Here is a 16,828-nt window from a genome sequence, read left to right on the forward strand (position 1 = left end):
AATAAAACCTTTTGGTAAGGTTGCTTACAACTTTAAATGACTGTCCTGGCTCTAATGCCGCCAGCAAGATCATCGAAGCTGAATAAATATCATGAAAAACAAAGTCTCCATTTTTCTGCCTGACTTAATACATGATGTATTTTCTCGAAATCCGCAAGAGCTATTCTGGTAGAAACACCCGTGTTATTCTTTTTTAGTTTATTATATAGCTTTATGGCTTTATTGAGTGCAATCTAATCCTTATGAGAAAGCTCCAATGACGGGAAATCATTTTTTAATCTTTTTTCTATATTATCGATAGCTATTATCACTTCTGTAAAAAATGTCGCCAATGCAAAAGCCAAAATAATTACCAGTTTTATCGAAACATTAAAATTAAAGTATGCGCTCAACCAGAATGTTAGCACGATAAATACCATACCAAATAACCCAATAAATATTCGTAGAAACATAGCCTTTGACATCACGTAACCCCACTGTATTGGGTAAATATATTTATTGTCATTTTTTGCTATGGTTAGAATCCGTACACCTCTCTCTTCCGATGCAGCAACACCGAACAGCAAAGGACGATTTTTTCTTCGTACCCATCGGCTGAATGTGATACTATCGTCGCAGATCGCTTTGGACGCAGAGCTAGCCCAGTTCGCGAATACTTATTGGATTTGCCACAAAAACTCATAGCTCGTCCCCTCTCCCCATAGAGGTTTATCGGCGCGCACAGAGTGGCGATAAATGAAGTGCAGTATAGGGGAGGCTTCATTCGCGAGAACACTTGAAGGCCAAGAGGACGATAGTGGAGAGAGACCCATGGGGTACGAGAGTTTTTGCTATAGTATAATTTAAGCACGTTTAGACAGGAGGCGCTCCCGGTGCCCACCACCCAAAACCAGCTTCCGCCCCTGCACTGGGCCAGCCAACAGACCCTCGAATACTGACGGCACCCGGATGCCCACCTACTTGGGGATTGATCTCGGCACCTCTGGCGTGCGCGGAGTGCTCATCGACGACGGCCTGCAGATCGTCGCACACGCGGCACTCCCCTACCCTGGTCCCCTCATCGAAGCCACAGTCTGGCTCGAGAGCATCGAGCAGCTCGCCGCCACGCTAATACGGCAGTCCCCTGATGGCTGGCGGGCCTTGGCTGCCATCAGTATCGATGGCACCTCTGCGACCCTGTTGCCCTGTGACACCCGAGGTGCCTCCCTCGGCCCGGCTCTGCTCTACTCCGATCAACGCGCCCAGGAAGAAGCGACCTGGCTGGCGCGAGAATGGCCCGCAGCTGACGCCGCGCAGGGTGCCGCCAGCTCGCTTAGCAAGCTCCTCTGGCTACGCCGTCACGATCCGCACTATCCACACCTGCGTTACATCCATCATCAGGCTGACTGGGTGGCCGCCCAGCTGACTGGTCTCTTTGGCCAAGCAGATCGTGGCAATCTGCTCAAACTGGGGTTAGATGGGGCGCGGCTCAGTTACCCACCGGCGCTATTAGGGCTGCTTAAAATTGCCGATGTGGATCTCGCCCTGTTGCCGCACGCGCTACGCGAAGGAGAAGACTACGGAACCGTGCGGCCGGACTGGGCACGACGTTTACAGATACCGGCGCATACCGTAGTGCGCGCTGGCTGTACCGACAGCGTCGCCGCCGCCATCGCCGCCGGACTTCATAGCCCCGGACAGGCACTCAGCAGTCTCGGCTCGACCCTCGCCATCAAGGTCGTCCATACGCGTCCCTATGCCGGGAAAGGTCTTTACAGCCATTATCTGGGTCGGCATACGCTGGTGGGCGCCGCCTCCAACAGCGGTGGCGCCGCGCTACTCCGCCACTTCAGCCGCCCACAAATGGTGGCACTGAGTGCCGCCCTCAAACCCGCGACGCCCAGCGGCCAGCTCTTGTATCCGCTGCCGACCACCGGCGAGCGTTATCCTCTCAACGCCCCCCAATGGCCCGGCAGCAGCATCCCCCCTCTCGCTATCGAGGTGCGCTTTCAAGCCTTGCTCGAAGGGCTCAGCTATATCGAAGCCTGGTGTTACGCCACGCTTGAGGAACAACAGATCGCCATCGTCGGTGCCATCCTCAGCACTGGTGGGGGTACAGCCAATTTGCCCTGGATGCAAATGCGCGCCAACATTCTCGACAAGCCCGTGCAAGTCATCGCCCACGGTGATCCCGCCCTCGGCAGCGCGCTCCTCGCCGCCAGCACCGATCTCGGCGAACTGGAAACCCTGCAGACCCGCCAGCCCGCAACGGAGCAGGTGTTCCTGCCAGAGACCACAGCCGCCTCGCAGTACCGGGAATATTACCATCAGTTCCGCGAGCACTTTGAGGCGCTATCCACGCTCTTTTTCTCAACGGAGATCTACTAGTAGATGATCGTGCAACGCACAGAGCAATACGCACGGCGTGAATATCCAAATCATGTCAGAAAGGAGCCAATGACGATTTTGATAAAAAGCGCCGTCATTGAAATTGACCAACGGTCTCGACACCGCATCCCTTGCGATCGGCGAACAAATCTGCGGAAAAGAGACGGTTACCTTAGACGAGGCGGTGAGAACGATAGCGAATGTCCAGATATTGGACTATGCGACCTCCCTGTCTCTGTTCGTATACCAACGTCGCAGATGAGTGATTCACAACACAGCTTGCGTTCCATCGCTCACATGTTATAATATTGTTATAATTTTATTGTGGAGGAGATATTGTATGCGATCCACCATACGGAAGATAGGTAATTCACGTGGCGTTCTCATTCCAGCACCATTTCTGGCGGCCTGCGGGATGGATGATGACGTAGATATTGCCGTGGAAGGTAACGCTTTGGTTATAAGGTCCCTGCGCGCGATGCGCGCAGGGTGGTTTGAGGGCTATCGGTCAGATATGGACGTGGAACCTCTAAACCAGATAGCTGTAGATGAAGGTGTTGAAGAGTGGGCATGGTAAAGCGTGGCGAGGTGTACCGGGTGAATCTCGATCCCACCACTGTGGGCACTGAAATCAGAAAGACGCGACCAGCTTTGATTGTGTCTCCGGACGATCTCAATTCAGCATTACCGCGTGTCATCGTGGCCCCGCTGACCAGCGCAGGGCAGCCACTGGGTTGCAGGCCGGAATTGGTGTTTGCGGGTAAGCCAGCCCGCATATTGCTCGACCAGATTCGTGCAGTAGACAAGCACCGCCTGACTGGCAAAATGGGCGAGATAGCCCTTTCGGAGTGGCACTCCGTATTGCTTGAAATGCTGAGTTAGATAAGCGCTCATTATTCTTAGGGGGCCATTTTTTACGCATAAACACCTCGCTATCATTTTTCATTTTATAAGATTGCTTTTGGTACAGACCCACCCTTATGGGGCGGGCTCGATCTGATTCGATCCTGCTTCCGATCTTTTTTCAGGGTACCCCAAAAACCACTCTACTCCTCCCTGCCGACAGCGCCGTTTTCCTTTCTGCGGTTAGCCCGAAAAAATAAAGGCACCTAGCAAGTTGCGCTAAGTGCCTGTTTTACATGGTGCGCTCGGACGGAGTCGAACCGCCGACCTACTGGTTCGTAGCCAGTTGCTCTATCCAGCTGAGCTACGAGCGCGTGGAGGGCGTAATATACCTACAGACGGGGAGTCGGTCAATCCTCTGCCCAAAGCACCTACCAGAGCCCTCAACTCCCGGTAATGCCGCTCCCCGATGTGCCCTTATCCTTCGCCATTTCCGCCTTGAGCTTAGCGAGATCATCATCCACACCACTCGTCGCACGCACTTTGTCGAGCTCTTTTTCAGTCTGGCTGCGGCTATCCAGGGGATCATTCAACGCACCGGACTCCATCAGACCATCCAAGGCCGACGCCTTGGATTCCATCTGCTGGGTACGATCCTCGGCGCGGCGCATGGCCTCACCGGCGTCGTTCATACCCTGGCCGATGCCCGTGAGCGACTCTCCAGCTTTAACTTCCGCCTGCGCCGCGGTCATCTCACTTTTGGTGACTTCCTTCTGGGTCCGGAACTGTTCGATATGATCCTGCAGCTTGCTCTCATAATCCGTCAGCTTCTGCACCTGTGCTGCCACCGTGTCATGCGCTTCCTTGAGAGAAGCGATTTTCTGCAATTCGGACTGCTTCTGGGCCAGTTCAGCGCGCGCCAGATCTTCCCGGTTGGCACCCAGCGCCATTCGCGCATCTGCATCCGCTTTGTCGGCGGCCTTCTGCGCCTGCGCCATCTGATTTTCCAGAGACACTCGCTCGGTCACCACATCAGCAAGATGTCTTTTGGTGTCCTGCAAATTCGTAATCATTTTCTCATAAGACAGGTCCAGGCTTTCTCCGGGATCCTCCGCGTTATCGAGAAAATGATTCACCTTACCTTCCAGTATTTCTGCAGCATGTTTAAATATCGACATCAGATCACTCCTTACGACAGCGTCGCGATGCTCATTGCATCAATCATTAACCGGAATCACCAGTTGTGGGCTCAAGGCATCGACCAGTGCGTCGGCGTTTTCCATGGCCTTCACTGCCGTACCCACAGCAAAAAACTCAATGATATGCGGCTTCCAGTTGTGGCTACCTTCATGCAGTTGCACGCCGGTAATTCCATCCGCCTGGGCCTCCTGGGCCTCATGCTGCATACGCTCCATGGCCAGTTCACGCGCGTCGTACATGGCCTGCGTAAATTGCTCCATTTCTGTATTGCGCCCCACATTGCCCATGGATTTCAAAAGACCCTGGTGGGCCACATGATATACACAGGAGCCCATTACCATTTCCATCGGCCGATAACCCGCCTGCAGCAACATCCAGAAATCCTGCCCACTGAGATCGCTGGTAAAAGGTTTACCCCCTACTCCCTTGAATCCAGAGGCGCCGCTGCGATGCGCAATAGCCGTACCAATCGCCATGAATTCGAGAATATCCTGATCCCATTCCATGCGTTTGACTTCTAGGCGCACACCGACAATACCGTCCGCCTGTAGCAAGGTAGCCTCCTGTTCCATGCGACTCATAGCCAGTTCGCGAGCCTGGTACATGGCCTGGGACAGTACATCCATCTCCATATTCTGATTCCAGTTACCATACTGAATACCCATATGGTAAATGCAGGATCCTACCACCAGCCCTAAAGGCTCAAAATTGGCCTTACGAACCATAACAAATTCATTGACGGAGAGATCGGAGGTAAATATGCCTTCGTGGCTGCCCTGCGAGCGCAAACCCTTCAGACGTTCGATGGCATGGGGAGCCAGTTGTTCAGCGGTATCGGTCATATGAGATCCTTTCGTGCCGTGGCGGCACTTTTCAATGGATGGTCAAGGAGTGAAATCATCGGAATCAATTCGTGCTGGGGGGCGTTTTTCGGCAAATAACTGATGGCTGTGCCAATACTAATGTGACGGCACAGAAAGCGTTCCGGGCTATCCTGATCGGCGGCAACCCGAAACATCTGGGTGGTGCTGGTATGCGCCAATACCGCGGCCGCCATACGCCGCCCATCTTCGCGCAAATCGTATAGAGCGCGACGACGGACATTTTCCTGGAATGTAGACAGATCGGTGATTTCCATATTCCAGTAGCGCGCCGCAAAGGGAGAGGACTGCGCGGCCTGCTCAGCCATGGTACCCATCCACGGGCTGTACCAATCAAAGTTGGCACCGATAGCGATGCCCACAGGCACCACCCCATCTTCCAGCAACCGTACGAACTCCAGTGCCGAGACAGTAGCCACGACCGGCTCCGCAGACGGCGGCAAAGCGCGAATGCGGATAGCTGTGCCGGTAACGCCATAATCCATATCTTCGTGCTCACCATGATGCACTTTCATCCGCACATCGACGATCGCATTCGCACCCAGGGCGAGTGCCTCCAGGCGCATACGTTCCACAGCCGTATGCCAGCCATCATAGTGCCCTTGCGTCCAGGAATAACCAAAATGGTACCAGCAATTACCGGTCACCATACCAATGGGTTGTACGCCGTGACTGCGCTGCAACAGCAACTCAGACGCCCGCGCCGTACTAATCCAGGGCAATTGCCCCTGACTGGTCTGAAACATTCGGCTTTGTACAAAAGAAGGGAGGCGGTGTTGGCGCAGCGCCAGCTCCCATTCAGAGTAACGCTGCATTTCTTCGGGGGTTTGTGAGCGGATACCTTTGCTGGCATTCTGACCAATATTTTCTGCAGCACGCTGGGCATCATGTGCGACTTCCCCGATACCCTGTTTGATCTTGTCCCAAATGGACATAAACCCTCCTTCAAATTACCCCATAAGAAAGTCATGCAAGGTATTACTGGCGCCCTGCATTTCGCCGGAGAGATCAGCCAGATCAGCAACCAAGCTTTCCAGCCAGACGGCTAACGATAAATCTTCATGTTTCAGCACTACGCCGCGTACGGTTTTCGCGCGCACCGTGCTGATATGGGCGCCTTCTTTTTTGAGGATATAGTCGTTATTATTGGTGTGGATAATGATTGATTCGATGTGACTGCTTTTCGCGAAGAATCCATCCTTTTTGCGTTCCACTTCTACAAAACCCGGCACGTCCCCCTCCAGACGTGCCGCCAATCCTTCCACAAAAGCCTTCATGTCTGTTTGTGCCCGCCTGATCCAGGCCGTATTTTGCTCAAAATCCGTACTCATACGGGGCCTCCCTCCCTAGATTGCCACCAATATACCCGATATATGGCACCTCACTCGTGCTTATAAAAAACGCCCTGCTACCTAAAATGAGACTCTTCGTCTCAACTTTAGTTCGCCAGGCCCGATCACGCACGAATTTTTTGAAGTTCCGACCCAGCTTCCGCTCCCTCATACAAACGCTGCAATTGGGCGAACTGACGATAAATCTGACAGGCATTCAGAAGCTCTCTGTGATTCCCCACAGCAATCAGCCTACCCTTATCCAACACCGCAATACGTGACGCATGAATAACCGTCGCCAACCGGTGTGCCGCAACGAGGGTGGTGCGTTGTGCGGTGAGATTGCCCAGCGCCTCCTGAATAATGCGTTCGTTTTCCGCATCCAGGGCACTGGTGGCCTCATCCAGAATCAGCACGCGCGGATTACGCAAAATAGCGCGGGCAATGGCGATACGTTGGCGTTGCCCGCCCGACAAAGTAACGCCTTTCTCCCCCACATGGGTCTGCAGTCGCCCCTCCAGGCGATCAGAAAATTCATCCACCCGCGCCGCACGCACCGCTTCCTGAAGGGCAGCCTCGCTTGCGTCCGGACGGGCCATCATGATGTTTTCCGCAATGCTCATGGAGAAAATCACCGGATGCTGAGGCACCATCGCCAGTTGTTGACGTAACGAGCGGAGCGGTAAGGCATTGACATCCACACCATCCAGAAAAATGCGCCCCTGACTCGGCTGATAATGGCGCAGTAACAAGGAAAAAACCGTACTTTTACCAGCACCAGAGGGACCCACAAAAGCCACCGTTTCTCCTGCGGCAATGTCGAGCGTGATATTTTCAATCGCATTGAAATCGCGGCGTGACGGATAACTGAAAGATACTTTGTCCAGATACAGACTGGCGGGCCTTACCCACTGCGCCGGCAGTCCGCCGTCGACAAGCGTTGGCGCTGGATCCTGCACAGGGGAAACAGGAAAGCTTGCCTCCGGCATCTCATCCAGCAGCGCCAACAGTCGCTCCGTCGCTCCGGCCAGACGTGCCATACTACCCCACAACTCGCCGAGGGCGGCCAGAGAAGTCGCTGCCATCAGCGCGTAGAGCAGAAAAGCCGCCAGCACCCCGATCCCCACTTCGTGGTGCAACACGGCCAAACCACCCCAATAGAGCATCACACTGAGCGCCAGAAACACCAGCCCCCCAGTCAAAAAGGTGGACCACAATTGCACCATCACCCGGGACCAAACTTGCTCCAGCAAAAACCGGATATCGCGCCGATAATGTTCTTCCGTCTGCGGCTCCATGGTCAATGACTGAATCACCCGTATACCATTAACCGACTCTTCCGTATGCGCGCTCAGATCAGCCAGATAATCCTGTTCTTTACGACTATAGCGACGTTGCAGGCGCCCGGATTTCAGGTTGATGAACACCAGCAAAGGTAAAACGACCATACCGGGTATGATCAGTCGTGGCATGGTGGCGGCCATGAGTACCAGCGCCCCGATCAGGGTAATACCGCTTTGCAGGCTGCGCCCCAACACTCCCGTCAACCCAAAGCGCAGGATGGTCACATCGCTGCTGAGCCGGGAAATCACCTCTCCAGTGCGAAAAGCCTCATAAAAACCCGCTGGCAAACGTAAGGCATGACTGAACACTGCGGTACGGAGGTCCGCCACCACCCCTTGTCCGATCCAAGTGGCCAGGGCATCACGTAAGGCGCGCATGGCAACGGTGAACAGTCCCAGCCCCAGCAGGGCGATACTGATCCACATCAGCGCGGCGTAACTATGAAACCCTTTATCGAGAATCCAGCGCGCGCCTTGCGGCAGCATCAGCGAACTCGCGGCGCTGAGCAACAGAGCCAGCACATACAGGAGCAGCAAAGCACGATGTGCCTGCAAAAATGGCTTCAGTTTCCACAACACCCAGACATTCTTGTTGGCCGGACGTTGCCAGGGATTTTGCGCCACAACTCACCTTCAATGCACCAAGAATGCCACAGCATACCCCATTCACCCGCCTGGCGCTCAGGTTGCTCGCCCAAGTCAGCAGGGGCCTCGCATTCACCGTGCTGCCGACCAGCAGATCACGGTACTGATCGCCACCCACAACTCCTCGCCGTCGCGCAGCACCTGCGCTTCCATTGCCTGCAAACCCAGCAATTGCTTGATGGCACGGAAGTCCTCCCCTTCGCCAGATCTTCCAGATAGTTATGTGATGAAAATCGTACTCTTTTAGTCGGGGTGTAATACCAATCCTTCACACCCCACATCCCGTGAAATACCTGCCTTACGCAAAATAGTTGATTTTAGTCGAAGGATGCTTATCATTTGCGCTCTTGCGCGCATTTCCCGCGCCCGATGAGATTGCTCCTGGAGTTGATGATCGTGGATATCCGCCTTTCCCGCCGCGTGAATGCGGTGCGCCCCTCCCCCACGCTTGCGGTCACTGCCCGTGCCCAACAACTGCGCCGCGCAGGGAAGGATATTGTCAGTCTGGGTGCTGGCGAACCAGACTTCGACACCCCGGAGTACATCAAGGAAGCAGCCATCGCCGCCATCCGCCGGGGCTTCACCAAATACACCGCTGTCGGCGGCACGCCGGAGCTGAAAGCCGCGATCATCGGCAAATTCGCCCGCGACAATTATCTGTCATACCATCCCGACGAAATTCTCGTTTCCGTCGGCGGCAAGCAAAGCTTCTTCAATCTTTGTCAGGCTCTTCTGGATGCAGGCGACGAAGTTATCATTCCCGCACCCTACTGGGTATCTTATCCGGACATGGTGCTGCTGGCCGAAGCGCGGCCCGTCATCATCGGCACCGACGCCAGCCAGCGTTTCAAGATCAACCCGGAGCAATTGGAAGAGGCGATTACCCCCAGTACCCGTCTGTTGGTCATCAACAGCCCATCCAACCCCTCTGGCGTGGTCTACAGCCGCACCGAACTGGAAGCCCTAGGTGAAGTACTTCGCCATCATCCGCATATCCTCATCGCCAGCGATGACATGTATGAGAAAATTCGTTTCTACGATGAAGACTTCGTCAACATCGCCAATGCCTGCCCGGATCTGATCCCGCGTTGCATCATCATGAATGGCGTGTCCAAAGCCTATGCCATGACCGGATGGCGCATCGGCTACTGTGCTGGCCCCAAAGCGCTGATCACCGCGATGAATACGGTACAGTCCCAGAGCACCTCCAATCCCACCTCCATCGCCCAGGTGGCCGCCCAGGCAGCACTGGAAGGTGGCGACAGCGCCATCCACGAAATGGTGCATGCCTTCAAGCGGCGCCACCAATACGTTTACAACCGCCTGAAAGCGCTGCCCGGTGTCGCCGCCATGCCCTCCGATGGTACCTTTTACAGCTTTCCGGGATTTCGCGAAGTCATGGCGGCGAAAGGCCTGCGTGATGATCTTGCCCTCGCTGAAGCCTTGCTGGAGGCCGGAGTGGCAGTGGTACCGGGCTCAGCCTTTGGCACGCCTGACCATATCCGCCTGTCCTTCGCGACCAGCGATAAGAACCTGGAGATGGCCCTGGACCGCATCAGCGCTTTTATCAACGCCTAGACCACCCTAAAAACTGAGATCGCATTGCGTTACCGCGGGATTAACCTCGCTCAGGACGCGGGGCTGATCATTATCGCCGCAGCTATCCGGCAGGCGCGCTTCCGGGCTTCCTCCACATCATCGGCGCCAGCAATGCCCACCCCGAGGCGCCTGAGCTTGCTGGCCGTCGGCTTGCCAAAAAGCCGCAGATCGCTTTCCGGCACCGCCAGCGCCTCCTCCAATCCTGAATACACCGGCCCCCAACCCAGATCCCTCCCGCGAATTACCGCAGAAGCCGCCGGGCGCCGAAAGCCCGGCTGCACCGGTAAACCCAAAATAGCACGCAAGTGCAGGTCAAACTCGTTCTGCCGCTGACTGACCAAAGTCACCAGACCCGTATCATGGGGCCGGGGTGAGAGCTCACTGAAGATGACCTCTTCGTCGCGCACAAAAAACTCCACCCCATACAGCCCCCGCCCGCCCAAATCATCAGTCACCAATTGCGCCATTTTTTCCGCCTGTTGCAAAGCGGCCTCACTCATGGGCTGTGGCTGCCAGGACTCCACATAATCACCGGCCTCTTGACGATGCCCGATAGGCGCACAAAATGTCGTCCCAAAGGCAGAACGCACCGCCAACAGGGTAATCTCGAAGTCGAAGTCGACAAAGCCTTCAACAATGATCCGCTGGCCACCGACCCGTCCCGCCGTCTGTGCCTCCTGCCATGCCAGCGCCAGTTCCGCCGCGTCGCGTACTACGGACTGCCCCTTACCACTGGAGGACATGACGGGCTTGATCACACAGGGAAAGCCCAGCATTGCTGCCGCCTCTTCCAACTCTGCCAGTGTCCCGGCGAAGCGATAAGGCGACGTCAGCAAGCCCAATTCTTCCGCAGCAAGGCGGCGGATACCCTCGCGATCCATGGTCAACTGCACCGCGCGTGCCGAAGGCACCACCGTCGCCCAGCCTGCCGCCTCAATTTCCGCCAGCGCGGAGGTCGCAATGGCCTCAATCTCCGGCACCACAAAATGCGGGCGCTCGCGTTTGACAAGTGCCAGAATGGCCTCTGGATCGGTCATATCCAGTACATGGGCACGATGGGCTACCTGCATAGCCGGGGCATCGGCGTAACGATCTACCGCAATAGTCTCTACCCCCAAGCGTTGTGCAGCGATGAGGACTTCCTTGCCCAGTTCACCCGCACCGAGCATGAGTAGACGGGTAGCGGAAGCAGAGAGCGGTGTACCAAGTATCATTGGATCCCCTTGTCAAAACAGAAAATTTTCGCGCAAACCGCCGCAGGTTAGAGATGCCCGCCCTTTATGCGCCTATACTGATAGTAGCAGTTTCGGTCAGTCCTGTACGCAGAGGAGTAAATAATGAGCAGCAAAAGCATCGGGATAGTTGGTTTAGGTCGAATGGGTGCCAACATGGCACGGCGTCTGCATCTCAAGGGTTTGGATGTTACTATTTACAATCGCCATACCGAAAAAGCCACTGATCTGGCTAAAGAAACAGGCATGCACGCTGCCAATAGTCTGGAAGCCCTCGTTCAAGCCTTGCCCAGCCCCCGGATCATCTGGTTCATGCTCCCCGCTGGAGAAGCTACCCAGAGTCATATCGACTCCATTCTTCCCTTATTGAGCAAGGGCGACATACTGATTAACGGCGCGAATGCCCTTTATGAGGACTCCATCACCCAATCCAAAAAAGTGGAGGCGGCCGGAGTACATTACATAGACGCCGGTGTTTCGGGCGGTATCTGGGGCTTGCAAGAGGGTTATGCCTTGATGGTCGGTGGTAGCCAGGAAGCCGTAACTCAGGCAACCCCTTTTCTGGAGGCACTGGCACCGGGCACCAACAGGGGCTGGCTGCACTGCGGGCCGGTTGGTAGCGGTCACTTTGTTAAAATGGTCCACAACGGCATCGAATACGGCATGATGCAGGCCCTCGCCGAAGGTTTCGCCATCCTGCAGGGCAAAACCGAATTCGGGCTGGACCTCGCTAGGGTGGCCGAAATGTGGCGCTACGGCAGCGTCGTCCGCTCCTGGCTCCTCGACCTCACCGCCGACACCCTCGCCAAAGATCAGGTGCTCGCCGATATCGCGCCCGTAGTGGCGGACTCCGGCGAAGGCTTGTGGACAGCTCAAGCCGCTCTCGCATTGAAAATTCCCGCACCGGTCATCACCCTTGCTCTGCAAATGCGTTGGGCCTCTCAGGGGCGCGACGACTACGCCGCCAAACTTCTGGCGATGATGCGTAACCAGTTTGGTGGCCACACCGTGCAAAAGGAGGACTGAATGAGCAACTGTAATTGTCAGTTCGTCATCTTCGGGGCCACCGGTGATCTCGCCAGCAAGAAGTTGCTCCCCGCCCTGTACCACTTACAATGCGCGGGCATGATGCCTGATGAAATGCGTATTATCGCCTTTGGTCGTCGCCCTTGGGATGGTGAGGCTTGGCAAAACTTTCTTCAGGAACAACTGGAAACCTATGCCAGCAATTATCACGAGGACCACTTTGCCGATTTCTGCAGGCATTTTGAATATGTGCGCGGTGAAATCCATGAGCCGGAATCTTACGCCAAACTCCGCAACCTGCTGACCCCGGAGGGGGCCGAAAAGCCGGCAGGTACCATTTTTTATCTCGCCATTCGTCCGGCCGATTTCGTCCCGGTAGTACAGCACCTTTCTGAGGCCGGATTTAATCAGGATGGCGACTACCGCATTGTGATTGAAAAGCCCTTCGGTGATGGTCTGGAAAGTGCCGTACAGCTCAATGAGCAGTTGCATCGTCACTTCCACGAAGACCAGATCTACCGTATCGATCATTATCTCGGCAAAGAAATTGTCCAGAACCTGCTGGTCTTCCGTTTCGCCAACCTAGCCATTGAATCGATCTGGAACCGCAATTACATCGACCACGTTCAGATAACCGTGGCCGAAGATATCGGCATTGAAAATCGGGCGGGGTATTATGATCAGGCCGGTGCTCTGCGCGATATGCTGCAAAATCACCTGATGCAGATTCTCACCCTGGTCGCCATGGAACCACCGCCTTCGCTGGAGGCAGATAGCCTGCGCGACGAAAAAGTCAAAGTCCTACGCTCAATCCGCCCTATTCCCAAATCGGCCGTTACCGCCTATGCCATGCGCGCGCAGTATGGGCCTGGCGTTGTCCACGACAAACACGTCCCCGGCTATCAGGACGAGGCGGGTGTGGAGCCCAACTCGGTAACAGAAACCTTTGTCGCCACCAAGTTTTACATCGATAACTGGCGCTGGCGCGGGGTGCCCTTTTATTTGCGTACCGGCAAGCGTCTTACCGCCAAAACCTCCAGCGTAGCCATCCGCTTCCGTCATACACCGCAACAACTCTTTCGCGAAACCAGTATCGAACGTATTGAGCCCAACTGGATACTGCTCTCCTTAGTACCGGAAAGTCTGAAAATTGAAATCCAGATCAAGGAACCAGGATTAGAGATGCGTGTTCGACCCGTACAACTCAACGCATCCTACCGCAAAGAAGGGGAGCAGGAACTGGATGCTTATGAAGCCCTGCTGCTGGATGTGATGGAGGGCGACAAAGCCCTGTTCATTCGTTTTGACGAGGTCGAGTGGGCTTGGCGCGTCGTCGACCCTATCATCAAGTCCTGGGGACGGGAGACCGACTATATCCTCACCTACCCCGCCGGCTCCTGGGGACCAGACGAAGCCACCCGGATCATGGACAAAGAAGACCATTACTGGCGTAATCAAACCTGAATCGACTGGCGGAGGCCACATGTGCTCTGCCATCATCTGCCTGTCGCCCGTTGCAAACAGAAAAAACCACATAAAAATCAATAATTCTAATACGCCCCGCTGAAAAGCGTAGCCATCAGTCTACAGTCTGGCCCGATGTGGCGCCTCATTTTTCTGAATATTTTTTCACTTTCTATAATAATTTCAGGATACTAAAGCAATATGGCATGATCCATGCTAATAGCTGAGAGCGAAGATCAAAACCTGATAATAGGAGCTTAACCATGCAAAATCCCATTCTTCCCGAACGCGAAATTCAGCAGCTTTCCGGAGTGATCAAAGCCATGTCTCACCCCTTGCGCTACAAGATTATCTGCCTGCTGGGACGCGGCGAAATGAGCATGCAAAACCTCGTGAAAGCCATCAATACCAGCCACAGCAATGCATCGCAGCATCTTGCCCTATTGCAGGACAGCGGCCTGGTACTGGTACGACGGGTAGCCAGTCGTGTGTACTTTCGCATCCGCGATCAGCGCACCCTGCGTCTGCTGGCCATGAGCCACCACGTCTTCGCCTGACTTTCAATCCAACAGCGACATACCGCGCCGCAGGAACTCTGCGGCGCTCTCACCGGTTTCAACGGTACCCAGAAAGCGACGCCATGCTCCCGCGCCATTTTGCCCAAAGCGCAACCCATGCAAATGGCGACTCAAACGCGGTGCAGGCAACGCCTCTCCCCATTGTTCCGCATATTCTATCAACCCCGACAAGATCACTTCGGGCACTGGCAGGGTCTCCCTGTGCCCCATGGCACGTTCAATTTCCGCTAGCAGTAGGGGATGATGATAGGCAGCACGCCCGATCATGACCCCATCCACTGCGGAAAACTGCGCCGTCACCGCCTTCAAATCGTAAAAGCCTCCATTGATCTCGATGGTCAGATGTGGCAGCTCTTTTTTCAACTGATGCACCCAATCCCAGCGCAAGGGCGGCACGTCACGGTTTTCAGCCGGACTGAGACCTTTCAGCCAGGCATTACGCGCATGAACAATAAAGTGTCGGCATCCCGCCATCGCGACGGTTTCGATGAAAGCACGCAACGTCGCGTAGTCCTCTTCCCGATCCAGACCGAGACGGTGTTTCACGCTAACAGGCAAGCCACTTTCTCCCATCGCTGCCACCAACTCGGCGACCAGTTCAGGCGTCGTCATCAGACAGGCACCAAAGCGGCCTTGCTGCACCCGCGGCGAGGGACAGCCCACATTCAAATTGAGGCCGTCATAGCCATAGGCATACCCCATCGCCGCGGCCGCACGCATTGCCACAGGATCATCCCCCCCTAACTGCAAAATCAGGGGGTGCTCTGCTGCAGAGAATTCGAGAAATCGCCCAGGGTCACGCCCCAGAAGCAGCGCACTGGTGGTGATCATCTCCGTATAAAGCACACAGGAAGGGCATACCAAGCGCAGAAAATGCCGACAATGGCGGTCTGTCCAGTCGAGCATGGGGGCCACGGATAGGATTTTATCCATTGCGATATGCCTGTTTAACTCAGCCATGCACTACCCCCGACCTGGAAAAGCTGATAGCCCAAAATGGCCATGGCGACAAAAAAAGATAAGCCATACGCTGCATAGAGGGTGACATGCGGGCGATAGGCCCCATGATCTACCTGATGCAGCGTCAGAAAAAAACCTACGGTACCCATGCTGATACTGATCACCCCCAACACGACGAACACCACATCCATACCAGCGAAGGTCATTTGCAACGTAATCTTGGTATGCAGTATCAGGGCAAGATTGCTCAGGAAGAAATTAAACTTCGCAATGACAAACCCAAATATCACAATACTGATACCCGTGCGTATCCATGATAAAAAAGTCCTCTCCGCTGACAGATAAATGCGAGGGTCCTGAATCTCGCGGGCCGTCACTGGGGCCCCTTTATTGACATAACGCAAGTCTGAAATGAACAAATAAAAGACAAGAAACAACAGCGCAAGAACAGGCCATGTCAGCAGATAATAAAGGTCCTGAAAAAACGGGACTAGCAAATCAAAGTGCAGGGTGCCCAGCAGCAGAGTGAGCTTCTTGGAAAGAATGCCCGTACCAAAAGCCACAAAAAGAAATTTAATAGAGGCCAGATACGACCTCTCCATGCTCAGATAAAGTCTGGGCTCACGAACCGTCGGGAGAGATTTCATCAGCAGCATGGGCGAATACCAAGGTTGTTCGCGGGGACAAGATGCTTCGGCATCGTTATACCACGCACCCGGAGAAAGTGGGAATATGATCTCTGGTGCCCCCTGAAACAGTTAGCCGACAGATGACCAGAACAATAAGAAATATCTCTAGGTCGCCTGTTGGCGACGTAGACACACAGGAACAGGGCGCTCACCGTGCAAAATATTTCAGCGATATTTGGAGGCTGGGGCCGGAATCGAACCGGCTTCCACGGCTTTGCAGGCCGCTGCATCCTCTTTTTGCGCGCTTTTGAAATATAAGCACTTTTCATATTCTCGCATTTTCAGCCACTTACAGAATGTACTATCCCGCACTATACCACGTTATACCTGCCTATCCTATCCCGCAGTGCAGCGTAATTGCAGCGCCAGAACCACTCCGAACCGTTTGTATGGCTTTTAGTATCTCTCTATAAACAATATATGAAACAATGAGTTACTCTTTACACGAGGGGCAGTCCCTGGTACCGTACAGACACTGGGTTAGCTTCCCAGTGACCTTTTGTTCCTGTGATGATGGCTGCTGCTGGTGATTTTCGTCAGCAGCAACACCTATCAAGAAGCAAACGGTTTGGTTTTTCGTTCGGTTTTTCATCACGAAAGGAATTATGTCATGAAATCCACCAAAGCAGTCTCTCACTATTTAAATCAACGCTTGCGGAAGTTGACTCGT

General features: G+C 54.6%; 14 protein-coding genes and 1 tRNA gene. 6 read left to right on the top strand and 9 right to left on the bottom strand.

Features of this window, described 5'->3' with window-relative positions; genetic code table 11:
• Positions 1-948 precede the first annotated feature (948 nt).
• A complete protein-coding gene (locus M7F93_RS02390; protein ID WP_298168475.1) occupies positions 949-2,367 on the top strand; it encodes an FGGY-family carbohydrate kinase in 1,419 nt (472 codons plus the stop codon).
• 570 nt (positions 2,368-2,937) lie between these two features.
• Positions 2,938-3,249 carry a type II toxin-antitoxin system PemK/MazF family toxin gene (locus tag M7F93_RS02395; RefSeq protein WP_298168479.1) on the top strand — a complete coding sequence of 104 codons (312 nt, stop codon included), beginning with the start codon at positions 2,938-2,940 and terminating at the stop codon, positions 3,247-3,249.
• A gap of 258 nt (positions 3,250-3,507) precedes the next feature.
• Here the strand turns inward: M7F93_RS02395 and M7F93_RS02400 are convergent.
• The 6 genes from M7F93_RS02400 to M7F93_RS02425 all read right to left on the bottom strand — a co-directional run bounded on the left by M7F93_RS02400 (position 3,508) and on the right by M7F93_RS02425 (position 8,589).
• Positions 3,508-3,584: transfer RNA gene (locus tag M7F93_RS02400), tRNA-Arg, on the bottom strand.
• A gap of 69 nt (positions 3,585-3,653) precedes the next feature.
• Positions 3,654-4,388, bottom strand: coding sequence for a PspA/IM30 family protein (locus M7F93_RS02405; protein WP_298168482.1), 735 nt, complete (start codon positions 4,386-4,388; stop codon positions 3,654-3,656).
• A gap of 39 nt (positions 4,389-4,427) precedes the next feature.
• Positions 4,428-5,252 (bottom strand): heavy metal-binding domain-containing protein, encoded by an 825-nt coding sequence (locus tag M7F93_RS02410; RefSeq protein ID WP_298168485.1) that lies wholly within the window; start codon positions 5,250-5,252, stop codon positions 4,428-4,430.
• Positions 5,249-6,226 (bottom strand): heavy metal-binding domain-containing protein, encoded by a 978-nt coding sequence (locus tag M7F93_RS02415; protein WP_298168488.1) that lies wholly within the window; start codon positions 6,224-6,226, stop codon positions 5,249-5,251. Before M7F93_RS02415 ends, M7F93_RS02410 begins: the two co-directional genes overlap by 4 nt.
• Before the next feature lie 15 nt (positions 6,227-6,241).
• Positions 6,242-6,622: a hypothetical protein gene (locus M7F93_RS02420; protein ID WP_298168491.1), complete on the bottom strand. Its 381-nt coding sequence runs from the start codon at positions 6,620-6,622 to the stop codon at positions 6,242-6,244.
• Positions 6,623-6,747: 125 nt separating this feature from the next.
• Positions 6,748-8,589 (bottom strand): ABC transporter ATP-binding protein, encoded by a 1,842-nt coding sequence (locus M7F93_RS02425; RefSeq protein WP_298168494.1) that lies wholly within the window; start codon positions 8,587-8,589, stop codon positions 6,748-6,750.
• Positions 8,590-9,000: 411 nt separating this feature from the next.
• Here M7F93_RS02425 and M7F93_RS02430 point away from each other — a divergent pair, with 411 nt between their 5' ends.
• Positions 9,001-10,188: a pyridoxal phosphate-dependent aminotransferase gene (locus M7F93_RS02430; RefSeq protein WP_298168497.1), complete on the top strand. Its 1,188-nt coding sequence runs from the start codon at positions 9,001-9,003 to the stop codon at positions 10,186-10,188.
• Positions 10,189-10,238: 50 nt separating this feature from the next.
• Here M7F93_RS02430 and purT read toward each other — a convergent pair whose 3' ends face one another.
• Complete coding sequence (gene purT, locus M7F93_RS02435) at positions 10,239-11,423, bottom strand: formate-dependent phosphoribosylglycinamide formyltransferase (RefSeq protein ID WP_298168500.1); 1,185 nt, start codon at positions 11,421-11,423, stop codon at positions 10,239-10,241.
• Positions 11,424-11,546: 123 nt separating this feature from the next.
• Between purT and gnd the strand changes: the two genes are divergently transcribed.
• The 3 genes from gnd (at position 11,547) to M7F93_RS02450 (ending at position 14,488) form a co-directional block, all read left to right on the top strand.
• Positions 11,547-12,467, top strand: coding sequence for a phosphogluconate dehydrogenase (NAD(+)-dependent, decarboxylating) (gnd, locus tag M7F93_RS02440; protein ID WP_298168502.1), 921 nt, complete (start codon positions 11,547-11,549; stop codon positions 12,465-12,467).
• Positions 12,468-13,931, top strand: a complete 1,464-nt coding sequence (gene zwf / locus M7F93_RS02445) for a glucose-6-phosphate dehydrogenase (RefSeq protein ID WP_298168505.1) — start codon at positions 12,468-12,470, stop codon at positions 13,929-13,931.
• A 263-nt stretch (positions 13,932-14,194) separates the two neighbouring features.
• Positions 14,195-14,488 (top strand): ArsR/SmtB family transcription factor, encoded by a 294-nt coding sequence (locus M7F93_RS02450; protein WP_298168508.1) that lies wholly within the window; start codon positions 14,195-14,197, stop codon positions 14,486-14,488.
• 3 nt (positions 14,489-14,491) lie between these two features.
• On the opposite strand, the gene dusA is transcribed toward M7F93_RS02450, so the two are convergent.
• Together dusA and M7F93_RS02460 are read right to left on the bottom strand one after the other, a co-directional pair.
• The gene (gene dusA, locus M7F93_RS02455) at positions 14,492-15,442 is read right to left on the bottom strand and encodes a tRNA dihydrouridine(20/20a) synthase DusA (RefSeq protein WP_298168510.1); all 951 of its coding nucleotides are present in this window, start codon (positions 15,440-15,442) and stop codon (positions 14,492-14,494) included.
• 14 nt (positions 15,443-15,456) lie between these two features.
• The gene (locus M7F93_RS02460) at positions 15,457-16,125 is read right to left on the bottom strand and encodes a YidH family protein (RefSeq protein WP_298168513.1); all 669 of its coding nucleotides are present in this window, start codon (positions 16,123-16,125) and stop codon (positions 15,457-15,459) included.
• Positions 16,126-16,828 lie beyond the last annotated feature (703 nt).

Origin of the sequence: Acidithiobacillus sp. (genome assembly GCF_027322205.1) — a bacterium.
GTDB lineage: Bacteria > Pseudomonadota > Gammaproteobacteria > Acidithiobacillales > Acidithiobacillaceae > Acidithiobacillus.